The organism is Geobacillus sp. Manikaran-105 (assembly GCF_002809955.1).
Lineage (GTDB): Bacteria > Bacillota > Bacilli > Bacillales > Anoxybacillaceae > Geobacillus > Geobacillus thermophilus.
Window position 1 is genome coordinate 1 of the sequence record NZ_PIJG01000010.1, and the last position, 17,683, is coordinate 17,683.

The window sequence follows — 17,683 nt, forward strand, 5'->3', positions numbered from 1 at the left end:
TATATCATACACAAAAGAAAGGGGGGAACGCGCATTCCTCTCCCACTTACTCCCTTTGGTCGTTGAAGTGGGAGTCTCCTGCGCGAAATAGGATGAAACGGATTGCTCGCTTTCTTTTAGCCTGTTTGTTTCTCGTGCCGCTTTCCGGCTGCTTGTATCCGCAAGAGCGGCTTAAGCAAAACCAAATTCCATACAAAGACCAAGTGGCGGCCGTCCAATCGGCGGTTGACGAATACCGGAAGGCGACCGGCGGATTGCTGCCGATCAAGACGCGCGACATGAAAACACCGATGTATTTAAAATATCCGGTTGACTTTCAAAAGCTCGTTCCCCGCTACATGCAGGAACCGCCGGGAAACGCCTATGAAAGCGGGGGTGTTTTCCAGTATATGATCATCGATGCGGAAACGAACCCGACGGTCAAGCTTCTTGACCTGCGTCTCGCTGAGCGCATCCGCGATTTGAAGCTGCGGCTTTCGATGTATACGGATCGGCACCGTTACCCGCCATTTCAAGATGTCGTCGCACCGGGCGTATTTACGCTTGATTACAAAAAACTTGGCTACAAAGAACCGCCGTATGCCGTAAGCCCGTTTTCCGGCAACAATTTGTCGTTTGTCATTGACGGCAGCGGGGAAATTTATATCGATTATCGTCCTGACTTATACGCGGCGTTGAAAAAGTATCCGCACAAGTATGAACCAGGCGATGACATCCGCCCGATTTTGACCGACCATTCGCTGTTCGTGCCGGCGTACTCCCTTCCGTACACGATCGACGCCAAGACGAACGAGCCGATTTTTTTCACGAAATGAGTCATCATCCCTTCTCTGGAAAAATACATTCTAGAGAAGGGATTTTTATTTATGGCTTTTAGTCATAACTGAGCAGGACAACATCATATGCATATAGTGTCCTATTATACTAGCTGATTCAGTTGTTTCCGATAACGACCGAGGAACTGGAGGGGAGTCATTTGGAAAAGGTCGATATTTTTAAAGATATCGCCGAGCGGACCGGCGGCGACATTTACTTAGGGGTCGTCGGCGCTGTCCGCACCGGGAAATCGACGTTTATTAAGCGGTTTATGGAGCTTGTCGTCATTCCGAACATTAAAAACGAAGCCGACAAGGCGCGCGCCCAGGACGAACTGCCGCAAAGCGCCGCGGGCAAAACGATCATGACGACGGAGCCAAAGTTCGTGCCCAACCAGGCGGTGACGGTGAAAGTCGACGAGGGGCTTGAAGTGAACATCCGACTTGTCGATTGCGTCGGCTATGCTGTTCCCGGCGCGAAAGGGTACGAAGACGAAAACGGCCCGCGGATGATCCACACTCCATGGTACGAAGAGCCGATTCCGTTCCAAGAGGCGGCGGAAATCGGGACGAGAAAAGTCATTCAAGAACATTCGACGATCGGGGTCGTCATCACAACGGACGGCACGATCGGGGAAATCCCGCGCCAAGCCTATGTAGAAGCGGAGGAACGGGTGATCAGCGAGCTGAAAGAAGTCGGGAAGCCGTTTATTATGATCGTCAACACCGTCCGGCCGCATCACCCGGAAACGGAGGCGCTCCGCCGCGAGCTCGCCGAAAAGTACGACATCCCGGTGCTCGCTATGAGCGTGGAAAGCATGCGCGAAGCCGATGTGTATAACGTGCTTCGTGAAGCATTATATGAATTCCCAGTGCTTGAGGTGAACGTCAACTTGCCGAGCTGGGTGATGGTGCTGCGCGAAGACCATTGGCTGCGTGAAAGCTATCAAGAGGCGGTGCGCGACACCGTCAAAGACATCAAGCGGCTGCGCGACGTCGACCGGGTCGTCCAGCAGTTCGCCGAATACGACTTTATCGAAAAGGCGCAGCTCGCCGGCATTGAAATGGGGCAAGGGATCGCCGAAATCGACTTGTATGCGCCGGATGAACTGTACGACCAAATTTTAAAAGAGATCGTCGGCGTCGAGATCCGCGGCAAAGACCACCTGCTCCAGCTTATGCAAGACTTCGCCCATGCGAAAGCGGAATATGACCAAATCGCCGACGCGCTGAAAATGGTCAAACAAACCGGCTACGGCATCGCCGCGCCTGCTTTGTCGGATATGAGCTTGGATGAGCCGGAAATCATCCGCCAAGGATCGCGCTTTGGCGTCCGCCTCAAGGCGGTGGCTCCGTCAATCCATATGATCAAAGTCGACGTCGAATCCGAATTTGCTCCCATTATTGGAACGGAAAAACAGAGCGAAGAGCTTGTCCGCTATTTGATGCAAGATTTTGAAGACGATCCGCTGTCGATTTGGAACTCCGACATTTTCGGCCGTTCGCTCAGCTCGATCGTCCGCGAAGGCATTCAGGCGAAACTCGCGCTCATGCCGGAAAACGCCCGCTACAAGCTGAAAGAAACGCTTGAACGCATCATCAACGAAGGCTCCGGCGGCCTCATCGCGATTATTTTATAGAAAAGCGGAGGCGTCGAGATTTGCTCCCCGGTCGGGGGCTTTTTTTTGTTTTTTTGAATCATGGATCTTTCATGGGGGAAAAATCGTTGAAACCCTTGAGAAATAAGGATTGGCACTTGATTATGCGCATGGCGTTATGGTAATCTTTTATCTGAAATCGTTGTTTTGGTGAAATATGCCTAAAATTGGCCGCTTTGGCGAAAAAAATGTTGAATTATCGCGATAAATTGGTTAAGATTAGGCATGTCACCGCATCTTGGCGGAATCAAGGCAGTTCCGCCTAAAAGCGGCGGGCGGCGCTGAACGGTCAAGGGGACGCTTCCATCGGCGGCGCGGGCGCATGTTCTGTCAGTCTTTCTGAACGAAGGCAGAATCATTGGCTGCACCGGTGCGACGCCTTTCATGCGCCGGCCTTTTCGCCGCCGAAGCCGTCAACGTCTATGTATAGAAAAGCAGAAAAGTGTGCACAAATGGTAGTAAACAAGAACAGCTCCTTGGGAGGAGGTGAATGGCATGAACAAGACGGAATTGATCAACGCGGTAGCCGAAACAAGCGGTCTTTCCAAAAAAGATGCAACAAAAGCCGTTGATGCGGTATTTGACTCGATTACAGAAGCGTTGCGAAAAGGCGATAAAGTGCAATTAATCGGCTTTGGGAACTTTGAAGTGCGCGAGCGCGCCGCCCGGAAAGGACGCAACCCGCAAACGGGCGAAGAAATGGAAATTCCGGCGAGCAAAGTTCCTGCATTCAAACCGGGTAAAGCGTTAAAAGATGCCGTAAAATAAGCCTACATAGCTGAGGCAGGAGCTAGGAGGGAAGGGCTGGTGTTGCACCGCCCTTCTTTTTTGTTTTTTTTTGCTCTCTATGTTAGAATCGGATTACATGCAGTTTTTCTAATGCAGGAGGATGTTGTTTGCATGCCGGAGATCAATTTTGCGCAAATTGAATATGCAGTCCGCTTGATTTTGGAAGCGATTGGGGAAGACCCAAACCGTGAGGGGCTTGTCGACACGCCGAAACGAGTGGCGAAAATGTACGCCGAGGTGTTCGCCGGACTGCACGAAGACCCCAAGGAGCATTTTCAAACCGTATTCAGCGAGGAACATGAGGAGCTTGTGCTCGTTAAAGATATTCCGTTTTACTCGATGTGCGAGCACCATTTAGTGCCGTTTTTCGGCGTTGCCCACGTCGCCTACATCCCGCGGGAAGGAAAAGTGACCGGGCTAAGCAAGCTCGCCCGGGCGGTCGAAGCGGTGGCGCGCCGCCCGCAGCTGCAGGAGCGCATTACGGCGACAGTCGCCGATTCGATCGTCGAAGCGCTCGAACCGCACGGGGTGATGGTCGTCGTCGAGGCGGAACATATGTGCATGACGATGCGCGGCGTGAAAAAGCCGGGGGCGAAAACGGTGACAACGGCAGTGCGCGGCGTGTTTGAAACGGATGTTGCCGCCCGTTCGGAAGTGCTTTCGCTCATTAAAGCATAAGGAGGGGGCAAGGATGTATACGAACAGCGACTTTGTTGTCATTAAAGCGCTTGAAGACGGAGTGAACGTCATTGGATTGACGCGCGGGGCGGATACACGGTTCCATCACTCGGAAAAGCTCGATAAAGGCGAAGTGTTGATCGCCCAGTTTACAGAGCACACGTCGGCGATTAAAGTGAGAGGCAAGGCGTATATTCAAACGCGCCATGGCGTCATTGAGTCGGAAGGGAAAAAGTAAGTTGGCAAATGTCTAGCAAACTATATAGATGCAACAAAGAAGTTTAACATATCCTTGACAGAAAAGTGGTTCGCCCATTTTTGACTGTCGAAGGCAAGCGTGTGGCTTGCCTCCGTCACGCCTTAGCGTGACGGAAGACCGAACAACGACTCGCTTCACAGACCCATTCATGGGTCTGGAAGCGGCGTTGTTCGGTCACTCGACAGTCGGATGCAATGACCGGCAAAGACGAAAAATGTTAAAGCTTTAAATTGCATCTATATAGAGCGTTTTCGACAAAATTATGTTATAATGAGTCCGTTATGGTGGTGCGGATATTTTCGGGGACAAGGGTGGTTCATGTGGATGACATCACGGTGAAATTGGCGTCATTGAAAGAACAAATTGAGCAGCTGCTCCATCACCCATATTTGCGCGAGCATTTGCCGGCGCCGGCGGTCGATGAAGATCGCCTGCTGCTCTCGCTGTCAATGCTCGATGGCGCTTCAACGGCGCCGAGTGAGGCGGAGCGGTGCATCATCGCCATGATGCTCATGCAGATCGCCCTTGATACCCACGATGAGGTGACAGATGACGGCGGCGACTTGCGGGCGCGGCAGCTTGTCGTCCTGGCCGGCGACTTGTACAGCGGGCTGTACTATGAGTTGTTGGCGCGTTCGGGCGAAACGGCGCTCATCCGCTCGTTCGCCGAGGCGGTCCGCGATATTAACGAGCAAAAAGTGCGGCTTTACGAAAAAAAAGCAGAGCGGATCGAGTCGTTGTTTGCGGCGGTCGGCACGATCGAATCGGCGTTGCTTGTCAAGCTCGCCGACCGCATGGCGGCGCCGCAGTGGGGGCAGTTTGCCTATTCGTATTTGCTGATGCGGCGCCTGCTGCTCGAGCAGGAAGCGTTCATCCGCACGGGAGCTTCGGCGCTCTTTGAGCAAATGGCGCAAATCGCGTTCCCGCGCACGAAAACGTTGACGAAAGAGCAAAAGCGGCATTTGCTCCGCTTTTGCCGCCGCTATATCGACGGCTGCCGGGAGGCGCTGTTTGCGGCGAAACTGCCGGTCAACGGCCTGCTGCAGCTCCGCGTGGCCGAGCTTTCCGGCGGGTTTCAAGCCATCGCCAAAAAGACGGTGGAAGAAGGGTAGAACGATGCATCAATCGAAAGAAGAGCGAGTCCATCGCGTATTTGAAAACATTTCTGCGCATTATGACCGGATGAACTCCGTCATCAGCTTTCGCCGCCACTTGAAGTGGCGCAAAGACGTGATGCGGCGGATGAATGTGCAAAAAGGCAAAAAAGCGCTCGATGTGTGCTGTGGGACGGCTGACTGGACGATCGCCTTGGCGGAGGCGGTCGGTCCGGAAGGGGAAGTGTACGGCCTTGATTTCAGCGAAAACATGCTGAAAGTCGGCGAACAGAAGGTAAAAGCGCGCGGGTTGCATAATGTGAAGCTCATTCACGGCAATGCGATGCAGCTGCCGTTTCCTGACAATTCGTTCGATTATGTGACGATCGGCTTCGGTTTGCGCAACGTCCCTGACTATATGACCGTGCTTAAGGAAATGCACCGGGTGACGAAGCCGGGCGGCATAACCGTCTGCCTGGAAACGTCACAGCCGACGCTGTTCGGGTTTCGTCAGCTTTACTATTTTTACTTCCGGTTTATTATGCCGCTGTTTGGCAAGCTGCTGGCGAAAAGCTATGAGGAGTACTCGTGGCTGCAGGAATCGGCGCGCGAGTTTCCGGGGCGGGACGAGCTGGCCGAGATGTTCCGCGCCGCCGGTTTTGTCGATGTCGAGGTCAAACCGTACACGTTTGGCGTGGCGGCGATGCACTTGGGCTATAAACGGTGAGTTAAGGTGAACAACATGAAGTTAAAGGCGATGTATTCGTTTTTAAGCGATGATTTAGCGGCGGTCGAAGAGGAGCTTGAGCGGGCGGTTCAGTCGGAATACGGGCCGCTTGGGGAAGCGGCGCTCCATCTGTTGCAGGCGGGCGGAAAGCGGATCCGTCCCGTTTTTGTCTTGCTTGCCGCCCGCTTCGGCCAATATGACCTTGAGCGGATGAAGCATGTTGCCGTTGCGCTCGAGCTCATTCATATGGCTTCGCTCGTCCACGACGATGTGATCGACGACGCCGATTTGCGCCGCGGCCGGCCGACGATCAAGGCGAAATGGAGCAACCGGTTCGCCATGTACACAGGGGATTATTTGTTTGCCCGCTCGCTCGAACGGATGGCGGAGCTCGGCAACCCGCGCGCCCATCAAGTGTTGGCGAAAACGATCGTGGAAGTGTGCCGCGGGGAAATTGAGCAAATCAAAGACAAGTACCGGTTTGATCAGCCGCTGCGCACGTATTTGCGGCGCATCCGTCGGAAAACGGCGCTGCTCATCGCCGCGAGCTGCCAGCTTGGCGCCCTCGCTGCCGGCGCGCCGGAGCCGATTGTGAAGCGGCTGTACTGGTTCGGCCATTATGTCGGCATGTCGTTTCAAATTACCGACGACATTCTCGATTTCACTGGGACGGAGGAACAGCTCGGCAAACCGGCCGGAAGTGACTTGCTGCAAGGAAACGTCACCCTTCCTGTGCTGTATGCCTTGAGCGATGAGCGGGTGAAGGCGGCCATTGCAGCTGTCGGTCCGGAAACGGACGTTGCGGAAATGGCGGCGGTCATTTCCGCCATTAAGCGGACGGACGCCATTGAGCGGTCGTATGCGTTAAGCGACCGTTACCTTGACAAGGCGCTTCACCTTCTTGACGGACTGCCGATGAATGAGGCGCGCGGCCTGTTGCGCGACCTCGCCCTTTACATCGGGAAAAGGGATTATTAACGCTTTCAAGGACGTTGTTGCCAATGGCGCGAAACAATGGTACTATGGTGGTTGGGAACCCGTTTCCTAGTACATACGACAGTAGGGGTGGAGAATGAATGGCAGAACGGACATTTTTAATGGTAAAGCCAGACGGGGTTCAGCGCAATTTGATCGGCGAAATTGTTTCGCGCTTTGAGAAAAAAGGCTTCCAGCTTGTTGGCGCGAAGCTGATGCAAGTGTCGCGCGAGCTGGCTGAGCAGCACTATGCCGAACATAAAGAGCGTCCGTTTTTCGGCGAGCTTGTCGACTTTATTACATCCGGGCCGGTGTTTGCGATGGTGTGGGAGGGCGAAAATGTAATCGCCGCCGCCCGGCAAATGATGGGGAAAACGAATCCGCAGGAAGCCGCACCGGGCACGATTCGCGGCGATTTCGGCTTGACGGTCGGAAAAAACGTCATTCACGGCTCCGATTCGCCGCAAAGCGCGGAACGCGAGATCAACCTGTTTTTCAAAGAAGAAGAGCTTCTCCACTATACAAAACTGATGAACGAATGGCTCTATTAACAAAAAGACCGGCCGCCCATCGGCCGGTTTTTGCCGTTTTTGTACATTGACAGGAGAGAGGAACAGGGGAAGATGGACGATTATGCGCAATTCATTGCCAAAGTGAAGCGAAAAACCGGCATTGACTTATCGCTATATAAGGAAGCCCAGATGAGGCGGCGTTTGGCGTCGTTGTACATGAAAAAAGGGCTAAAGAGCTTTGCCGAGCTGTTTGCAGCGATGGAAAAAGACTTGTCGCTCTGGCATGAATGTCTTGACCGGATGACGATCAACGTGTCCGAGTTTTATCGCAACGCCAAACGATGGGAGGTGCTTGAACGCGTCATTTTGCCGCGGCTATTGGCGGAAAACCCGCGCCCGAACGTGTGGAGCGCTGCCTGCTCAACCGGCGAGGAGCCGTACACGCTCGCGATGGTGCTCGCAAAACGATTGCCGCTTCACCGCGTGTCGGTGTTGGCGACCGACATTGATGATAATGCGCTTGCCCGCGCGCGCCTCGGCTTGTACAGCGAACGGTCGCTTGTAGAGTTGCCCGAGGAAATGAGAAAAAAGTTTTTTACGAAAGAAGGCGAGTATTATAAAATAGACGAAAGGCTGAAACAAACGGTCAAGTTTCAAAAGCACAACTTGCTCGCGGATCCGTTTCCGCGCAACATGGATTTGATCGTTTGCCGCAACGTGCTCATTTATTTCACTGAAGAGGCGAAGCGGATGCTGTATCGGAAATTTCATGATGCGCTCCGGCCCGGGGGCGTGCTGTTTGTGGGGAGCACGGAGCAAATTTTTAACCCGTCCTTATACGGTTTCGAAGTCGAGGAGACGTTTTTTTATCGGAGAAAATAGCGGGCGCCGCGCTCTTTTTTTACAGAAACTATTTTCATTTTTCAAATTTATGATATATTTTTACATAAACGCGTTAAAGAGCTGAAGGGAGAGACAAACATGCGCTACTTGACAGCAGGGGAGTCGCACGGGCCGCAATTGACGGCGATTTTGGAAGGAGTGCCGGCTGGGCTTGAGCTGCGCGCCGAGCATATCAACAAGGAGCTGGCGCGCCGGCAAAAAGGGTATGGGCGCGGGCGGCGCATGCAAATCGAAAAGGACGTGGTGAATATCACCGCCGGCGTCCGGCACGGGAAAACGCTCGGCTCGCCGATTGCGCTGGTTGTGGAAAACCGTGATTTTAAACATTGGCAAACGATTATGGCCGTTGAACCGATCGATGATGAAACGGAGATCAAACGAAAAGTGACGCGTCCGCGCCCGGGTCATGCCGATTTAAACGGCGCCCTGAAATACGGACATCGCGATATGCGCAATGTGCTTGAACGCTCATCGGCAAGGGAAACGACGGTGCGCGTGGCGGCCGGAGCGGTGGCGAAGCGCATTTTGGAGGAAGTGGGCATCCGCGTCGCCGGGCATGTCATCGAAATCGGCGGTGTGCGCGCAAAGAAGCTTGATTACCGCTCCCTGGAGGAATTGCAAAATGTGACAGAAGAGTCGCCGGTGCGCTGTTTTGATCCGGAAGCGGGACAAAAAATGATGGAAGCGATCGATTTGGCAAAGAAAAACGGTGATTCGATCGGCGGCATCGTCGAAGTGATTGTCGAAGGCGTTCCCGCCGGGGTCGGCAGCTACGTTCATTACGACCGGAAGCTCGATGCGAAAATCGCGGCGGCGATCGTCAGCATTAACGCCTTTAAAGGCGTCGAATTCGGGATCGGGTTTGAAGCGGCGCGCCGCCCGGGAAGCGAAGTGCACGACGAAATCATTTGGAGCCCGGAACAAGGCTTTTCGCGCCGGACGAACCGGGCGGGCGGCTTTGAAGGCGGGGTGACGACGGGGATGCCGATCGTCGTGCGCGGTGTAATGAAGCCGATTCCGACGCTGTACAAACCGCTGCAAAGCGTCGACATCGACACGAAAGAACCGTTTGCGGCAAGCATCGAGCGGTCGGACAGCTGCGCTGTGCCGGCGGCGAGCGTCGTCGCCGAAGCGGTCGTCGCCTGGGAAGTGGCGGCGGCGATCGTCAGCCAGTTCGGGCAAGACCGGATCGATTTGATTAAAGAAAACATCGAGCGCGCCCGCCGCTATGCAAAGGAGTTTTAACGATGATCGAACGGACGATTGAAACGGCGACGAAGCAATACCCGCTCCTCTTAGGCGACGGAGCGGTCCGCGCGTTGCCGTGCCTGCTTCGGGCGCTCTCCTGCCCGCCGGGGACGAAGATGTTGATCATCACCGACGATGTGGTGGCGCCTCTTTATTTGGATGAAGTGCGCGCCACGCTTGCCGCTGCCGGTTATGATGTGTATGCCTACATCATTCCAAACGGCGAGGCGGCGAAGTCGTTTGACAACTATTACGCCTGCCAGACGGCGGCTCTTCAGTGCGGCCTTGACCGCCGCTCGCTCATTGTCGCGCTTGGCGGCGGCGTCGTTGGCGATTTGGCCGGATTTGTGGCCGCCACCTATATGCGCGGCATCCGCTACATTCAAATGCCGACGACGCTTTTGGCCCACGACAGCGCCGTCGGCGGCAAAGTCGCCATCAACCATCCGCTTGGCAAAAATATGATCGGCGCTTTCCACCAGCCGGAAGCGGTCGTCTATGACACCGCCTTTTTGCGCACGCTGCCTGAGCGCGAGCTCCGTTCAGGATTTGCCGAGGTGATCAAACATGCGCTCATCCGCGACCGCCGCTTTTACGACTGGCTGCGCGCAGAAATCAAGACGCTCGCCGACTTGCAGGGCGGCAAGCTCGCCTATTGCATTGAAAAGGGCATTGATATTAAGGCGTCCGTCGTGCGTGAAGATGAAAAAGAAACCGGGGTGCGCGCCCATTTGAATTTCGGCCATACGCTCGGCCATGCGCTCGAGAGCGAGCTCGGCTACGGCGTGCTGACCCATGGGGAGGCGGTGGCGGTCGGCATGCTGTTTGCCATCTTGGTCAGCGAGCGGCTTTACGGCCGGTCATTTGCCGAGCACCGCTTTGCCGAATGGTTCGCTGCGTACGGCTTTCCGGTTTCGCTCCCCGACGGGCTGGCGCCTCACCGGCTGCTCGAGAAAATGAAAGGCGACAAAAAGGCGTACGCTGGGACGGTGCGGATGGTTCTTTTGCGTGAAATCGGCGATGTGGAAGTCGTGGAACTCGAAGATGAGAAGCTGCTCGCGTGGCTGTGCGAGTTTGCTGGACAGGGGGGAGAGCGATGATCCGCGGCATTCGCGGGGCGATTACAGTGGAGCGAAACGAGGCCGGAGAAATTATAGCGGCAACGGAATCGTTGCTGCGCGAAATGGTTCGCGCCAACGATGTTGCCGCCCATGACGTTTCGTTCGTGCTCATTTCTGTCACTGACGACATCACGGCTGCGTTTCCGGCTCAAGCTTTGCGCCGCCTTGACGGCTGGACGTACGTGCCTGTCATGTGCACGCGAGAAATTCCAGTGCCCGGTTCGCTGCCGCGCTGCATCCGCGTCATGATGACGGTGGAGACAGACAAACGGCAAGATGAGATTTGCCACGTCTATTTAAAGGATGCGGTCATGCTGCGGCCGGATTTGTCGTTGACAAAAAAAACAGAAATGTAATATAGTTAAAATAACTTCTTTGCCCGCCGCCGGCGGGCTGCCAGAAGCCGAGCAAGAGCTGAGAACGAGTGCAGGGTAGATGAGAATGAGCGAGTTTAGCTGAGGTGAGCATTGGTTTCCTTTCGCTTGCATCTGCCCAAAGACGATGGTCTTTGGGCGTTTTCTTTCCCCATTTTCGCCTCATAAACTCTCATTCTCCGCCCGATGAATCAGAAAGGGAGGAGAAAGGGATGTCCATTGATCGGCTAGCCGCTTTTTTAGCGGATGCTCGCCAGTTTCGCACCATCCCGATCATGCGCAAATTTTTAGCCGATGTCATCGAACCGTTGCAAGTGTTTGCCAATTTGCGCGAGGAAGCGGTGTTTCTGCTTGAAAGCAAAGACGACGAATCGCCATGGGCGCGTTATTCGTTTATCGGCGTGGCCCCGTTTTTGACGCTTGAGAGCGAGACAGGAGAAACGTTTTTGATCAAAGACGAGAACGGAAATGTCCAAATGACGGCGTCGACGTTGAAAGAAGCGTTTCAAGCGGTCGAGCGGGCGCTTTGCGTCAAGCCGCTCGCCGAAGCGGCGCCGTTTACGGGCGGCGCGGTCGGCTTTTTAGGCTATGATTTCATTTCCGCCATTGAAAAGGTGCCGCGCCATCGTGCCCCCGACCTAGCCATGAAAGCCGGGCATTTTGTGTTTTGCGAGTCGCTGTTCGCTTTTGATCACGAAAAACGCGAGCTGTCTCTCATTCATTATATCCGGTTGAAGGGTCATGAAACGATGCAGGAGAAAATCGCGATATACCGAGCCGCCGAAGAACGCATCGCCGCGCTGGCAGCGAAAGCGGCGCGCACCCGGGCCGAACAGCCGCTGCTGCCGGCCGAAGACGAGGCCGAGCGGGCCGCCTTGTTCTCGAAAGCGTCGTCCAATTACGAAAAAGAGCAATTTTTGCGTGACGTCGAGGCGGTGAAACAGTATATTGCGGCCGGCGATGTGTTTCAGGCGGTGCTGTCGCAGCGGTTTTCCGTCCCGGTGCAAGCGGGTGGGTTCGCCATTTATCGCATCTTGCGCCACATCAACCCGTCGCCGTACATGTTTTATTTTCGGCTTGACGGCATTGAAATTGTCGGCAGTTCGCCGGAAAAGCTCATCCAAGTGCGCAACCGGCGCGCCGAGATCGACCCGATCGCCGGAACAAGGCGGCGCGGACGCTCGCCGGCGGAGGATGAAAAGCTCGCCGACGAGCTGTACCATGACCCGAAAGAGCGGGCGGAGCATTATATGCTCGTCGATTTGGCGCGCAATGACATCGGCCGGGTGGCGAAGTACGGAACGGTCGAGGTGCCGGTGTTGATGGAAATCGGCAAGTTCTCTCATGTGATGCATTTAATTTCCAAAGTCGTCGGCGTGCTTGACGACGACATCCACCCGATCGACGCGCTCTTGGCCGCTTTTCCGGCTGGAACGGTGAGCGGGGCGCCCAAAGTGCGGGCGATGCAAATCTTGCAGGAGCTCGAGCCGACCGCCCGAGGATTGTACGCTGGAGCGATCGCGTACATCGGCTTTGACGGCAGCATTGATTCGTGCATCGCCATCCGGACGGCGGTCATTAAAGACGGTTATGCGTACGTGCAGGCCGGCGCCGGCATTGTCGCCGACTCGGTTCCGGAGCTTGAATGGAAAGAGACGCGCAACAAGGCGAGCGCCCTCATTTACGCCATCGAACAAGCGGAACGATTATTTGCGAAAGGGGAACAGATCGTATGTTAAAGCGGTTGCTTTCCAAATGCGCGGAAGGGGAAACATTGACGGAAGCGGAAGCGTACGAAGCCATGAATGCCGTGATGTCCGGCGAGGCGACGGACAGCCAGATTGCGAGTTTGGTATCCATCTTGCGCGTGCGCGGCGAGACGGTCGATGAGATCGCCGGGTTTGTGCGGGCGATGCGCGATCGGATGACCACGATCGACGCCGGCGATGACGTCATCGACACGTGCGGGACGGGCGGCGACGGGGCGGCGACGTTCAACGTCTCGACAGCGGCGGCCATTGTCGTTTCGTCGCTCGGGGTCAAAGTCGCCAAGCACGGCAATCGCGCCGTTTCCTCGAAAAGCGGAAGCGCCGATGTGCTCGAGCGGCTTGGCATCGACATTCCCGCGTCGCCTGAGGCCGCCGAACAGGCGCTCGAAACAAAAGGATTGGCGTTTTTGTTCGCCCCCTTGTATCATGCGGCGATGAAATATGCCGCCGGCCCGCGGAAAGAGATCGGGTTTCGCACGATCTTCAATTTGATCGGCCCGCTGGCCAATCCGGCGCGCTGCAAGCGGCAAGTTATCGGCGTCTATTCGACCCGTTACGCCGAGAAGCTGGCGGAAACGATGCGCCGTCTCGGCTCTGAGCACGTGGTGTTTGTCACCGGCCGCGACGGGCTCGATGAGTGCAGCATCGCCGCTGAGACGGATGTTGTGGAACTGAAAGACGGTGACATTCGCCGTTTCGTCCTCACTCCGGAAAGCGTCGGCCTGCGGCGCGGCGGGCTCGCTGACGTGCAAGTGCGCAGTTCGGAGGAAAGCGCCGCACTGCTTGAAGCCGTCATGGACGGCACGGCGCCGGCGAGCGCGATCGATATCACCGCCCTCAACGCCGGCGTTGCGCTGTACGCAGCCGGCAAGGCGGAGACGATCGCCGCTGGGGTGGCGATGGCGAAAGACGCCATTTTGGCCAAAACGGCGTACGAGCAGCTGCAGCGCCTGCGCCGAAAGGAAGTGGTCCACGGTGCTTGAGCAAATTTTGGCAACCAAACGGGAAGAACTCGAAACATTGACCATGCCAGAACCGCTGCCGGAGCCGAAGCGCCGGCCGTTCGCCGCGGCGCTCCGGCGGCCGCGGCGGGCGCTCGGTTTGATCGCTGAAGTGAAAAAGGCGTCGCCGTCAAAAGGCCTCATTCGCGCCGATTTTGATCCGGCGGCCATCGCCAAAGCATACGAGCGCGCCGGAGCCGATGCGATCAGCGTGTTGACGGATGAACGTTACTTCCAGGGACACCGCAGCTATTTGCGCCTTGTGAAAGAAACGGTGGATATTCCGGTGCTGCGCAAAGATTTCATCATCGACCGCCGGCAAGTGGAAGAAAGCGCCCGGCTCGGGGCTGACGCGATTTTATTGATCGGCGAGGCGCTGGCGCCGGAAACGCTCGAGGCGCTTTACCGCGAGGCGTACGACATCGGGTTGGAATGCCTCGTCGAAGTGCACGCAAAAGAGACGCTCGAGCGGCTGCTTGACCGGTTCACTCCGGAAGTGATCGGCATTAACAACCGCGACTTGCATACGTTTGTGACGGCGCTTGAGGCGACAAAAGCGCTGGCGCCATTTATTCCGCCGTCATGCGTTATCGTCAGCGAAAGCGGGATCAGCTCTTGGCGCGACGTCGAAACGGTCCGCTCGTACGGGGCGCAGGCGATGCTCGTCGGCGAGTCGCTCATGCGCCAGGCGGACGTCGAGCGGGCTGTCTACCGGCTGTTCGGGGAGGATGGCGGCCATGATCCGGCTTAAATATTGCGGCAACCGCTCCGCCGAAGATGTGCGGGCCGCCTTGGCAAGCGGGGCGGACTACCTCGGGTTTATTTTTGCGGACAGCAAGCGGCGCGTCTCGCCTGCTGAGGTGAAGCGCTGGCTGGCGTCAGCGCCGCTTGGCGGCAAACAGCTCGTCGGGGTGTTTGTCAATGCCGCGGCGGAGCAGATTGCCGCTGTCACTGCTGAATTGCCGCTTCATATCATCCAATGCCATGGCCGCGAGACGCCAACTGAGGTGGCCGCTGTGAAAGAAGTGACACGGCGCGCTGTTTGGAAGGCGATCCATCACGACGATGGAGCGCTTGAGGCGATGAAGCAGTACGCTGGGGTGGCTGATGGATATGTTGTCGACAGCCGCGTCGCCGGCTTGTGGGGCGGGACCGGCGTCGCGTTCGACTGGGAGGCGGTGCCGCGCTATTTGGAAGAAGCGGCGCGCCAAGGCGTGCCGTGCTTCATCGCCGGCGGCGTCACACCGGACAATATTGAGCGACTGCTCCTCTACCGCCCGGATGGCATCGATATCAGCAGCGGCATTGAAATGGATGGGCGCAAAGATCCAACGAAGATGAAACAAATCGAAGAAAAAATAAAACATCACGGGTGTTGATGATCCGTTATGTACGAAAAAACAGAGAATGATATGGCTGAACACAAGCTTTTCTGCCTCTTCCCTCGAACAAGAACGCCGGCGGGCGAATGACATTTGCCCGCAAAGCGTTCATTGTTCGAGGAGGGCATGCGGCAGCATGCCCGGTCGGCAAGCGAGCCGCTTGCCGACTACGGCAGAAAAGCTCGGACTAGAGCCTTCTCGACAGACTTTTTATTGGTTCATCAACACACCTGATAAAAAAATAACAAAACGAAGGGCCAAAAGACGGCGCTGACGCTCGGACGGTTAACAAACACAGGCACTTTGAAGAAATGCGGCTCTTCGTCTTTCAACTTTTATGAAGGAGAAGGTGGGGTTAGATGATGGAACGCGTTCCGAATGAACATGGGCGGTTTGGCGATTTCGGCGGCAAGTTTGTCCCGGAGACGCTCATGCTTCCGCTTGAGGAAATCGAAGCCGAGCTTGACAAAGCGCTGGCGGACGAATCGTTCAAACAAGAATATATCCGCATTTTGCAGCACTACTCCGGGCGGCCGACTCCGCTCACGTTCGCGCCGAATTTGACACGGCAGCTTGGCGGCGCGAAAATGTATTTAAAGCGCGAAGATTTAAACCATACCGGCGCCCATAAAATCAACAATGCCATCGGCCAGGCGCTTTTGGCGAAACGGATGGGCAAGAAAAAGCTGATCGCGGAAACCGGCGCCGGCCAACATGGGGTGGCGGCCGCGACCGTGGCGGCCCATTTCGGGATGGACTGCATCGTCTTTATGGGAGAGGAAGACATCAAGCGGCAAGAGTTGAACGTATTTCGCATGAAGCTGCTTGGCGCGGAAGTGGTGCCGGTCTCAAGCGGCAACCGGACGTTGAAAGACGCGACAAACGAGGCGATTCGCTATTGGGTCGCCCATTGCGACGACCATTTTTACATGATCGGCTCGGTGGTCGGCCCGCACCCGTACCCGAAAATGGTGCGCGAGTTTCAACGCATCATTGGCGATGAGGCGAAAGAGCAGTTTCTCGCCCGCGAAGGGAAGCTGCCCGATGTCATCGTCGCCTGCGTTGGCGGCGGCAGCAACGCCATCGGCATGTTTTACCCGTTTTTGCAAGATGACGTCCGCCTTGTCGGGGTGGAAGCCGCCGGCAAAGGCATTGACACCCCTTACCATGCCGCGACGATCACGAAAGGGACGAAAGGGGTCATCCACGGGGCGATGACGTACTTGCTGCAGGATGAGTACGGGCAAATTGTCGAGCCGTATTCGATCTCAGCCGGCCTCGATTACCCCGGCGTCGGTCCGGAGCATGCCTATTTAGCGAGCATCGGCCGCGTCCGCTACGAAAGCGTGACCGACGAGGAAGCGGTCGCGGCGCTTCGGCTGCTGGCGCAAACGGAAGGCATCATTCCGGCGATTGAGTCGGCCCATGCGGTGGCGAAAGCCGTGGAGCTCGCCCAAGCGATGTCGCCGGATGAAACGGTGCTCATTTGTCTGTCCGGCCGCGGCGATAAAGACGTGCAAACGATGATGCGCCATCTTGGCGCGAAAGAAGGTGAAGATGTTGCTGCTATCCGTTAATCCGCCGCTGTTTATTCCCTTTATTGTCGCCGGCGATCCGTCGCCTGAGGTGACGGTGGATTTGGCCTTGGCGCTTGAGGAGGCCGGCGCCGATCTATTGGAGCTTGGCGTGCCGTACTCCGACCCGCTCGCCGACGGACCGACGATCCAGCGCGCCGCCGCCCGGGCGCTTGCCGGGAACATGACGTTGCCGAAAGCCATTCATCTCGTCGCCGAAATGCGAAAAAAAGGGGTAACCATTCCGATTATTCTCTTTACGTATTACAATCCTGTGTTACAATTAGGAGAAGAATCCTTTTTTGCTTTAGCGCGGGAAAATGGCGCCAACGGCGTGCTCATTCCCGATTTGCCGTTTGAAGAAAGCGGCCCGCTCCGCGAACTGGGCGAGCGGTTTGGCCTTCCGCTCATTTCGCTCGTCGCGCCGACGTCAAAGCAGCGGATTGAGCGGATCGCTTCGGCAGCGCAAGGGTTTTTGTATTGCGTTTCCTCGCTTGGCGTCACCGGTGTGCGCGAAACGCTGCCGGAGTCGCTTGGCGATTTTGTCAGTGAAGTCAAGCGGCATAGCCGTGTGCCGGTCGCTGTCGGGTTCGGCATCTCCACGCCCGAACAAGTGGCGATGCTGAAAGAGGTGTGCGATGGCGTCGTCATCGGCAGCGCCCTTGTGCAAAAAGTGGAACAGTTGGCGGAACGGCTGCTGGCGCCGGAAGAAAAAGAAGCGGCCATCGCCGAGTTTGCCGCCTACGCCCGCTCGCTCGCCGCGCCGCTTCACGCGCCGTGTTCTTTGCGCTAAAAGTTCCGATG

Annotated in this window: 19 protein-coding genes; all 19 read left to right on the plus strand. The window is 56.2% G+C overall.

The features are described 5' to 3' along the window. Positions 1-92: 92 nt before the first annotated feature. On the plus strand, positions 93-815 hold the full coding sequence (locus CV945_RS04610) for a hypothetical protein (RefSeq protein WP_033009736.1): 723 nt from the start codon (positions 93-95) through the stop codon (positions 813-815). A 161-nt stretch (positions 816-976) separates the two neighbouring features. After that, positions 977-2,455 carry a stage IV sporulation protein A gene (gene spoIVA, locus CV945_RS04615; RefSeq protein ID WP_044744933.1) on the plus strand — a complete coding sequence of 493 codons (1,479 nt, stop codon included), beginning with the start codon at positions 977-979 and terminating at the stop codon, positions 2,453-2,455. 513 nt (positions 2,456-2,968) lie between these two features. Then, positions 2,969-3,241, plus strand: a complete 273-nt coding sequence (locus CV945_RS04625) for an HU family DNA-binding protein (RefSeq protein ID WP_008879623.1) — start codon at positions 2,969-2,971, stop codon at positions 3,239-3,241. Between the two features lie 132 nt (positions 3,242-3,373). Further along, entirely contained in the window at positions 3,374-3,940 is a 567-nt protein-coding gene (gene folE / locus CV945_RS04630; RefSeq protein ID WP_033013996.1) for a GTP cyclohydrolase I FolE, read from the plus strand. A 13-nt stretch (positions 3,941-3,953) separates the two neighbouring features. Continuing rightward, positions 3,954-4,178, plus strand: a complete 225-nt coding sequence (gene mtrB / locus CV945_RS04635; RefSeq protein ID WP_033013997.1) for a trp RNA-binding attenuation protein MtrB — start codon at positions 3,954-3,956, stop codon at positions 4,176-4,178. A gap of 302 nt (positions 4,179-4,480) precedes the next feature. Continuing rightward, entirely contained in the window at positions 4,481-5,311 is an 831-nt protein-coding gene (locus tag CV945_RS04640) for a heptaprenyl diphosphate synthase component 1 (protein WP_100659235.1), read from the plus strand. Positions 5,312-5,315: 4 nt separating this feature from the next. Then, entirely contained in the window at positions 5,316-6,020 is a 705-nt protein-coding gene (menG, locus tag CV945_RS04645) for a demethylmenaquinone methyltransferase (RefSeq protein ID WP_033009739.1), read from the plus strand. A 15-nt stretch (positions 6,021-6,035) separates the two neighbouring features. Next, positions 6,036-6,998, plus strand: coding sequence for a heptaprenyl diphosphate synthase component II (gene hepT / locus CV945_RS04650; protein WP_033009740.1), 963 nt, complete (start codon positions 6,036-6,038; stop codon positions 6,996-6,998). Between the two features lie 98 nt (positions 6,999-7,096). Continuing rightward, positions 7,097-7,546, plus strand: a complete 450-nt coding sequence (gene ndk, locus CV945_RS04655; protein WP_044744929.1) for a nucleoside-diphosphate kinase — start codon at positions 7,097-7,099, stop codon at positions 7,544-7,546. Positions 7,547-7,618: 72 nt separating this feature from the next. Beyond that, entirely contained in the window at positions 7,619-8,389 is a 771-nt protein-coding gene (locus CV945_RS04660; protein WP_044744928.1) for a CheR family methyltransferase, read from the plus strand. Between the two features lie 99 nt (positions 8,390-8,488). Continuing rightward, positions 8,489-9,655, plus strand: coding sequence for a chorismate synthase (gene aroC / locus CV945_RS04665; RefSeq protein WP_047819336.1), 1,167 nt, complete (start codon positions 8,489-8,491; stop codon positions 9,653-9,655). Between the two features lie 2 nt (positions 9,656-9,657). Then, complete coding sequence (gene aroB / locus CV945_RS04670) at positions 9,658-10,758, plus strand: 3-dehydroquinate synthase (RefSeq protein ID WP_100659236.1); 1,101 nt, start codon at positions 9,658-9,660, stop codon at positions 10,756-10,758. Then, positions 10,755-11,135: a chorismate mutase gene (gene aroH / locus CV945_RS04675; RefSeq protein WP_100659237.1), complete on the plus strand. Its 381-nt coding sequence runs from the start codon at positions 10,755-10,757 to the stop codon at positions 11,133-11,135. The genes aroB and aroH overlap by 4 nt, the downstream gene beginning before the upstream one ends. Before the next feature lie 230 nt (positions 11,136-11,365). Further along, a complete protein-coding gene (gene trpE / locus CV945_RS04680; RefSeq protein ID WP_063330383.1) occupies positions 11,366-12,892 on the plus strand; it encodes an anthranilate synthase component I in 1,527 nt (508 codons plus the stop codon). Continuing rightward, positions 12,886-13,905: an anthranilate phosphoribosyltransferase gene (gene trpD / locus CV945_RS04685; protein WP_047818600.1), complete on the plus strand. Its 1,020-nt coding sequence runs from the start codon at positions 12,886-12,888 to the stop codon at positions 13,903-13,905. Before trpE ends, trpD begins: the two co-directional genes overlap by 7 nt. After that, positions 13,898-14,674, plus strand: coding sequence for an indole-3-glycerol phosphate synthase TrpC (gene trpC, locus CV945_RS04690; RefSeq protein WP_033010073.1), 777 nt, complete (start codon positions 13,898-13,900; stop codon positions 14,672-14,674). Before trpD ends, trpC begins: the two co-directional genes overlap by 8 nt. Beyond that, complete coding sequence (locus CV945_RS04695) at positions 14,661-15,302, plus strand: phosphoribosylanthranilate isomerase (RefSeq protein WP_100659238.1); 642 nt, start codon at positions 14,661-14,663, stop codon at positions 15,300-15,302. The genes trpC and CV945_RS04695 overlap by 14 nt, the downstream gene beginning before the upstream one ends. Positions 15,303-15,667: 365 nt before the next feature. Next, positions 15,668-16,882 carry a tryptophan synthase subunit beta gene (trpB, locus tag CV945_RS04700; RefSeq protein WP_100659254.1) on the plus strand — a complete coding sequence of 405 codons (1,215 nt, stop codon included), beginning with the start codon at positions 15,668-15,670 and terminating at the stop codon, positions 16,880-16,882. Beyond that, on the plus strand, positions 16,863-17,672 hold the full coding sequence (gene trpA / locus CV945_RS04705; RefSeq protein ID WP_047818599.1) for a tryptophan synthase subunit alpha: 810 nt from the start codon (positions 16,863-16,865) through the stop codon (positions 17,670-17,672). Before trpB ends, trpA begins: the two co-directional genes overlap by 20 nt. Positions 17,673-17,683: the final 11 nt, after the last annotated feature.

What these genes read in the sequence shown, in the direction of transcription:
- CV945_RS04610 (WP_033009736.1), top strand. Translation starts at nt 93, where the DNA reads ATGAAACGGATTGCTCGCTTTCTTTTAGCCTGTTTGTTTCTCGTGCCG.
- CV945_RS04625 (WP_008879623.1), top strand. Translation starts at nt 2,969, where the DNA reads ATGAACAAGACGGAATTGATCAACGCGGTAGCCGAAACAAGCGGTCTT.
- folE (WP_033013996.1), top strand. Translation starts at nt 3,374, where the DNA reads ATGCCGGAGATCAATTTTGCGCAAATTGAATATGCAGTCCGCTTGATT.
- mtrB (WP_033013997.1), top strand. Translation starts at nt 3,954, where the DNA reads ATGTATACGAACAGCGACTTTGTTGTCATTAAAGCGCTTGAAGACGGA.
- CV945_RS04640 (WP_100659235.1), top strand. Translation starts at nt 4,481, where the DNA reads ATGGTGGTGCGGATATTTTCGGGGACAAGGGTGGTTCATGTGGATGAC.
- menG (WP_033009739.1), top strand. Translation starts at nt 5,316, where the DNA reads ATGCATCAATCGAAAGAAGAGCGAGTCCATCGCGTATTTGAAAACATT.
- hepT (WP_033009740.1), top strand. Translation starts at nt 6,036, where the DNA reads ATGAAGTTAAAGGCGATGTATTCGTTTTTAAGCGATGATTTAGCGGCG.
- ndk (WP_044744929.1), top strand. Translation starts at nt 7,097, where the DNA reads ATGGCAGAACGGACATTTTTAATGGTAAAGCCAGACGGGGTTCAGCGC.
- CV945_RS04660 (WP_044744928.1), top strand. Translation starts at nt 7,619, where the DNA reads ATGGACGATTATGCGCAATTCATTGCCAAAGTGAAGCGAAAAACCGGC.
- aroC (WP_047819336.1), top strand. Translation starts at nt 8,489, where the DNA reads ATGCGCTACTTGACAGCAGGGGAGTCGCACGGGCCGCAATTGACGGCG.
- aroB (WP_100659236.1), top strand. Translation starts at nt 9,658, where the DNA reads ATGATCGAACGGACGATTGAAACGGCGACGAAGCAATACCCGCTCCTC.
- aroH (WP_100659237.1), top strand. Translation starts at nt 10,755, where the DNA reads ATGATCCGCGGCATTCGCGGGGCGATTACAGTGGAGCGAAACGAGGCC.
- trpE (WP_063330383.1), top strand. Translation starts at nt 11,366, where the DNA reads ATGTCCATTGATCGGCTAGCCGCTTTTTTAGCGGATGCTCGCCAGTTT.
- trpD (WP_047818600.1), top strand. Translation starts at nt 12,886, where the DNA reads ATGTTAAAGCGGTTGCTTTCCAAATGCGCGGAAGGGGAAACATTGACG.
- CV945_RS04695 (WP_100659238.1), top strand. Translation starts at nt 14,661, where the DNA reads ATGATCCGGCTTAAATATTGCGGCAACCGCTCCGCCGAAGATGTGCGG.
- trpB (WP_100659254.1), top strand. Translation starts at nt 15,668, where the DNA reads ATGGAACGCGTTCCGAATGAACATGGGCGGTTTGGCGATTTCGGCGGC.
- trpA (WP_047818599.1), top strand. Translation starts at nt 16,863, where the DNA reads ATGTTGCTGCTATCCGTTAATCCGCCGCTGTTTATTCCCTTTATTGTC.